This is a genomic window from Solidesulfovibrio fructosivorans JJ] (assembly GCF_000179555.1).
Classification (GTDB): domain Bacteria; phylum Desulfobacterota; class Desulfovibrionia; order Desulfovibrionales; family Desulfovibrionaceae; genus Solidesulfovibrio; species Solidesulfovibrio fructosivorans.
In genome coordinates this window covers 97,511-103,809 of record NZ_AECZ01000017.1, presented here as the reverse complement: position 1 = coordinate 103,809, position 6,299 = coordinate 97,511, and the positions used below count along the sequence as shown (strand labels likewise).

The 6,299-nt window shown below is 67.7% G+C and carries 5 protein-coding genes; all 5 read right to left on the bottom strand.

Translation table 11 applies throughout. The features are described from left to right. Positions 1-39: 39 nt before the first annotated feature. The 5 genes from DESFRDRAFT_RS13020 to DESFRDRAFT_RS13000 all read right to left on the bottom strand — a co-directional run bounded on the left by DESFRDRAFT_RS13020 (position 40) and on the right by DESFRDRAFT_RS13000 (position 6,299). Entirely contained in the window at positions 40-1,638 is a 1,599-nt protein-coding gene (locus tag DESFRDRAFT_RS13020; protein ID WP_005994581.1) for a B12-binding domain-containing radical SAM protein, read from the bottom strand. Positions 1,639-1,701: 63 nt separating this feature from the next. After that, positions 1,702-3,204, bottom strand: a complete 1,503-nt coding sequence (rfaE1, locus tag DESFRDRAFT_RS13015) for a D-glycero-beta-D-manno-heptose-7-phosphate kinase (RefSeq protein ID WP_005994579.1) — start codon at positions 3,202-3,204, stop codon at positions 1,702-1,704. Positions 3,205-3,326: 122 nt separating this feature from the next. Continuing rightward, the gene (gene rfaD, locus DESFRDRAFT_RS13010) at positions 3,327-4,313 is read right to left on the bottom strand and encodes an ADP-glyceromanno-heptose 6-epimerase (RefSeq protein WP_005994578.1); all 987 of its coding nucleotides are present in this window, start codon (positions 4,311-4,313) and stop codon (positions 3,327-3,329) included. A gap of 139 nt (positions 4,314-4,452) precedes the next feature. After that, positions 4,453-5,322, bottom strand: coding sequence for a glycosyltransferase family 2 protein (locus DESFRDRAFT_RS13005; RefSeq protein ID WP_005994577.1), 870 nt, complete (start codon positions 5,320-5,322; stop codon positions 4,453-4,455). Between the two features lie 23 nt (positions 5,323-5,345). After that, entirely contained in the window at positions 5,346-6,299 is a 954-nt protein-coding gene (locus tag DESFRDRAFT_RS13000; protein ID WP_005994576.1) for a lysophospholipid acyltransferase family protein, read from the bottom strand.

The following is a 6,299-nucleotide window of genomic DNA, read 5'->3' as shown; positions in this document are numbered from 1 at the left end:
TCCCCCTCTCGCACTTCTTCCACATCTCCCCCCCAAAATTTACCCCTTCCTGCCGGCGACCACGGGATCGTGCAGGACGAGGCGTTTGAAATAGCCGGTGATGCGGGCGATGTCGCCGCCGGCAAGCGCCGCGAGGCCCTTGGCCGCAAGCCGCAGACCTTCGCCGGCCACATAGGCGAGTTTGTAGAGCCAGGTCGGGTTGTGTCTGGAGAAAAAGGCCGTCAGGCCAGGCGAGAGCAGCGCCGCGTACACCCAGCCCGGGATATGCTGGAAGGTGAGCAGATAGAGCAGAAACGACGGGTAGTTGCGCCGGGGGGGGATGTAGAACGGCCGGCGGTAGATTTCCGTTTCCTCGTTGTGGATGCGTCCCTCGGCCTTGGCCAGCCGGTACAGCTCGGTTTCCGGGAAATAGACCAGGCTGGCGATGGCCAGGCCGAACGGTTTGGGGAGCTTGGCCAGGAGCCGCACCGTCTCAAGCAGGTCCTCCTCGGTCTCCCAGGGCGAGTCGATGATGACGTGGTAGTCCGGCGTCAGCAGCTTGCCCCGCCGTTCATGGAGCAGCCGCGCCCCGGCCAGGACCGTGTCCTCGGATTCGGACCGGCGAAAGAGTCGTTTGATCTTGGGGCTGCCCGACTGGATGCCCATTTCCACATAGCACAACCCGGCGTCGATGAGCAGGTCGAGTTTGTCCGCGGACAGGGTCGTGGGCGAAGCCTGGCAGAAAAGGGGCAGCCCGATGTCCTTTTTGTAGGAGGCGGCAAAGGCCGCCAGCCAGTCCATGCGGCGGGAGAAAAAGGTGTCGTCGAAAAGCTGGATGCCCTCGATGAAAGGGTAGCGGGCCGTGATCTCCCGCAGTTCGGCCATGACGTGGTCCACGCTTCTGTTGCGGAAATAGGGCGTGCCGCCGCCGGCAAAAAGCGTTTTGACCGTGGGCACGTTGCAATAGGCGCAGCCGTGCGGGCAGCCCCGGTCGGTCATGGTGCGGTAGACGCAAAGGAGCCGGCCGTGCCGATAGGGCACCCGGGGCAGGGCATGGGCCAGGACGTCGGCGGAAAGGGGTATGATGCGGTCGGCCTCGGGCGCGTGTACATACTGGTCAACGCCCGTGAAATCGAAAAAGGGCAGCGCATCGAGGTCGGCAATGAGCGGGCGCAGGCCGTTGTCTACGATGCGCCCGTCCCGCCGGGTCCACACCCCGGGGATGGCGTCGGCGGCCCGGCCCGAAGCCAAGGCCCCGAGCAGTTCGTCCAGGGCGGTTTCGCCTTCGCCGCGACAGACGAAATCCGCGTGGCCGAGGGCCTCTTCGGGCCGGATGGTGGCGTGGATGCCGCCCCAGATGACCGGCAGCCCCAGGCGATCCTTCACGGCTGTGGTGAGCTGCGCGGCCCGGTCGAAGTAGTTGGTGAAAAACGATACCCCGACCAGGTCCGACCCGGCGGCCAGTTCAAGGGCCGCGTCCACGATATGGTCCGGGTAGCGGTAGACGAAGGAGCCGTCCTCCTGGAGCAGGCCGATGCTTCCCGGAAAAAGGACGAGGCGCACGGTGTGGCCGGCGGCCTTGAGACTGGCTTGCAGGCTCCTGACGCCGAAAGCGGACAGGTCCGGCGGGGTGGGGGAGAAAAGCGTCAGTGTGGGCATGGGGCATCCGTGAAAAGCCGTGTCCCGGGCGTTCTCCGGGCTTGGGGTTGTTCGGGCGACCGCCTAGCCGGGGTCGTTTCGGGAGGAGTCCGAGATGCGGCGGATAAGGCCGGTGGTGCTGCGGTCCGGGGTCAGGGGCACGAGCACCACCCGACCGCCGTAGCCCGTGACGACATCGGCCCCGACCACGGTTTCAAGGGTATAATCCCCGCCCTTGGCCAGCATGTCCGGCCGCACGGCCTTGATGAGTTCGAGCGGCGTGTCCTCGTCGAAAATGACCACCGCGTCCACCGAGGCCAGCGAGGCCAGCATGCGCGCCCGGGCCGCCTCGTCCTGGACGGGGCGGGTGGGGCCCTTGAGCCGGCGCACCGACGCGTCGGAATTGAGCCCCACGATGAGCCGGTCGCATTCCCGGCGCGCGCCGTCGAGCATGGCGGCATGGCCGGGATGGAGCAGGTCGAAGCAGCCGTTGGTGAAGCCCACGGTAAGGCCCAGCCGCCGCCACAGGTCGGCCATCTCGGCCGCGCGTTCGCGGGAAAGTTCCTTTTGGCCGGCGTCCTCGCCGGATTGGCGCAGCACGGCCAGGCGAAGCTCGTCGGGATGGGCCACGGCCGTGCCCACCTTGCCGACCACGATGCCGGCGCCGATGTTGGCCAGGGCGGCGGCCAGCCCGAGGGGCGCGCCCACGGCGATTCCGGCGGCCAGGATGGCGGCCACGGTGTCCCCCGCGCCCGAGACGTCGTAGACCTCCCGGCCGGCGGCCCGGATGTGGGTGGCCGGCCCGTGGGCGGGGTAGAGGCTTAAGCCCTCCTCGCTGCGGGTGACGCAGACCGCGCCGAAGCCGTGGGTCAGGATGAGCGTCCGGGCGACGCGGGCGTACTGGGCGTCGTTTTGGAGCGTCACGCGGGTCGCGGCCGCCAGTTCCGCCCGGTTGGGGGTGATGACGCTGGCCCCCCGGTACCGGGCGAAATCCAGCCCCTTGGGGTCGACCACAACCGGGATTTCGCGCCGGGCGGCCTCGGCAATGAGCGTGGCCAGCAGCCCCGGCGTCACGCCGCCCTTGCCGTAATCCGACACCACAACGGCCGCCGCCCCGGGCAGGAGGTCCATCACCGCCTGGGCGAGCGCCTTTTCGCTTGCGGCCGTCACCGGGGCCACGGTTTCGAAATCGGTGCGCAGCAGATGGTGCGAACCGGACACGTAGCGCGTCTTGACCGCGGTGCGCCGGCCGGGTTCGGGCACAAGCCGCGCCTTGCCGCCGGTCAGATCGGTCAGCAGCCCCTCCAGTTCCCGGCCGGCCGGGTCGTCGCCGACCACCCCGGCGCAGGAGACATGCACGTCCAGCGCGCGCAGGTTTCGCGCCACGTTGCCGGCGCCGCCGGGCATGGCGGCCTCGTCCTCGATGGCCAGGATGGGGATGGGGGCTTCGGGCGAGATGCGGCTGACGCGGCCGCGCACGAAGCGGTCCAGCATGAGGTCGCCGACCACCAGCACCCGGGCGTCCGCCAGGCTGTCGCACAGGGCGATACGGTCGGCGAGGGCATACGTGTCGGGGCTTTCCAGCATTACGGTCTCCGGTTTGCGGCTCGTGTGCCGGTGGTCATTCCCTCGAGGTCCGGTCGTTGCGCAACAGTCCGGATTTCTTTTTCAATCCGCGAAACCGTACCTGTTTTTCCCGAAGCGCGCCACTAGCGGTAGGGGTTTTCCCGGGAGAGATAGCCCCTGACGTAGTCGGTCACGGCCTCTTCGAGGCGCGTCATGGGTTCGGCGTAGCCGGCGGCGCGCAGCCGATCCAGGCGGGCCTCGGTGAAATACTGATACTTGTCGCGGATCTCCGGCGGCATGTCCACGTATTCGATGGCCGGCGCGCGTCCGGCGGCGGCGAATCCGGCGCTGATGAAATCCTTGAATGTCCGGGCCGTGCCCGTGCCCACGTTGAAAAGCCCGCTGACCTCGGGATGGTCGAGCAGCCAGAGCATGACCCGCTCGGCGTCGCGCACGGAGACGAAGTCGCGCTTCTGGCCGCCGTCGGGGTAGTCCGGGTGGTGGGACTTGAAGAGCTTGACCGTGCCGCCGCCGGCGATAGTCGGCCACAGCTTGGTCAACACGCTTTGCATGGAGCCCTTGTGGAACTCGTTGGGGCCGAAGACGTTGAAGAATTTGAGCCCGACGCACTGGGGCGGCAGGGGCCCGCCGTCGACCCTGCGGCGGCAGACGATGCGGTCGAAGGCATGCTTGCTGAAGGCGTAGAGATTAAGCGGCGTCAGTTCGGCCAACGCCTCGGGGGTGAAGCGGTCGTCGAAGCCCTGGGAGCCGTCGCCGTAGGTGGCGGCCGAAGAGGCGTAGATGAAGGGCACGCCGGCCGCGGCGCACCAGTCGAGGAGGTCGATGGAAAAACGCAGGTTTTCCCGGGCCACGGCGTCGCCGTCGGTGACGGTGGTCGCGGAGATGGCCCCCATGTGGAACACGGCCCGAAGCCGCTCCCGCCGGTCGGCAAGCCAGGCCGGCAACGCCTCGGGCGCGATCAGGTCGTCGAACTCCCGGGCCCTGATGTTCTTCCATTTTTCGCCGTGGCGCAGGCGATCGCACAAGACGAGGTCGGTCAGGCCCCGGTCGTTTAGGCCGGCGGCCAGATTGGAGCCGATGAAACCGGCCGCGCCGGTGATAAGGATCATGGAACTGCCTCCTGCAAGATGCGCCATGTTCCGAAAATGTAGGAGGATCGCGGCGTGAAGGCAAGCGAAGGCGTGAGAAGCGGCATGACGGAGCCCGTTTCCAAGTGAACGCCGGCAAAGGCGCGCGAGGGGCTGTCCCCTATGAAAGGGGTTCTCCCTTCGCGCCGTTTTTCTCCTCCTCGACTTCCGTCAGGCGACGCTCCAGCTTTTCCACCCGCGATTCCAGCGACGCGCGCATGGCGGCGGTCCTGGCCCGGCAGGCCACCTTTTCCTCGAGCAGGTCGTCGAGGATGAGGTTTTTTTCGAACCAGGCCCGCAACATGGTGCTCAAATAGCGCCGGCCCATTTCGCTCAAATGCAGGTTGGAGTTGCCCCAGGTGCGGCCCTGCCAGGAAATGGGGACCTGGGCGATGGCGTAGTCGCGGATGAGGGCGTTTAGCGAAAGCTCGATGGTGATGTTGAAATGGCAGGCTTTAAGCGGCCAGATGTCGCGGATCACGGCGGAACGGTAGGCCTTGAAGGAATTGGTCAGGTCGTTGAAGCGCGTCCAGAAAAGGAGCTGGAGCATGTGGTTGACGAGCCTGTTGGCCACAAGCTTCACCCTCGGGTAATTCGAGCAGCGCGAGCCCCGGATGAAACGCGAGCCGTAGACGCAGTCGTAGCCTTCCCCGATCTTGCGGTAGTAGCGGGCCACGTCCTCGGGGTTGTCGGACTGGTCGGCCATGCAGATGACGATGACGTCCCCGCCGGCTTGTTCCAGCCCGGCCCGCACGGCCCGGCCGAAGCCGCGCGGCGGCGAGCGCCGCACGATGGTCACGTGGGCGTCCTGCGCGGCCAGGGCTTCGAGAACGCCCTCCGTGCCGTCGGTGCTGTTGTCGTTGACCAGCACCAGCTCGTAGGGAATGGCTTCCCGCGTCAGCACCCGGCGCAAACCCGCCACCGTGTCCCGGATGTTGCCCTCTTCGTTGTGGGCGGGGATGACCACGGACACGGTCAGTTGTTCATCCATAGCGGTTCCTTGGCGGGCGAGGCTCAGTCCCGTGCGTGTTGCTGCGCCAGGGAAAACACATGATCCTCCAGGCCGTGCCACCAGCCGGGCATGGCAGCGACCCGGGCGGCATAGCGGTCCAGAAAATCCTTGGTCATGGCGCGACCGGCCGCGTTTTTATCCGAAACGGCCGGAACTTCCAAGGGCGCTTCGATGGTGAGGCGGAAAGGAGCGTCCTGTCCCGGGCCGAGAAACGCCGGGCACAGGGCCGCGCCCGTGGCCAGGGCCAGTTTGGCCGGTCCGAGGGGGGCGCTTATGCGGCCGCCCGGAAAATCGAAGTCAGCGTGCCGGCCGAAGGGGAGCTGCCCGGGGCCGTCGTCGGCCGTGGTCATGACCACGCCGCCGGCGCGCAGGTGCTCCAGGGCCCGGCGGGTGCCCGAGCCGGGCGGCACGATGGCGGCCGGAATGCGGCCTTCGTAGATGCGGCGCAGGCGGAAGGCCACATGGCGGCCGATAAACGACAGCCCGGCGTCGCTTAAAAAACCGATCTGGAGCATGGGATAGCCGCACAGCCCGAGCGCCGTAAGCGGCAGCTGGGTCGGGCCGAAATGGCCGATAGGCAGCACCACGCCCCGTCCGGCGCAAAGCGCCGTGTCGAGATGCTCGCGTCCCTCGATGGCGAGCACCGAGGGCCGGTTGTCCCGGGTCAGCCGGGGAAAGACGAAGATGGACAGCTGGTTGACGTAGTGCGTCTCGTAGGCGGCGACCATCTGGGCTTCTCTTGCGGCCGCGTCGAGTGTCGGCGCGACCGTGGCGGCGGCCCGCCTGAGCCTGTCCGCCCGGCCGCCGCGCCTCCCCGCCAGGGCGGCATGGAGGCGGCCGAGGCGGGCCAGCAGGGCAACCCCCGTCCGGGGCGGCAAGCGCTCGACCACCAGGCGCAGCGGGTACCAGACGACAAGGCGCAGCAGATCGCGGCCCAGGCTTTCCGAAACCTTCAT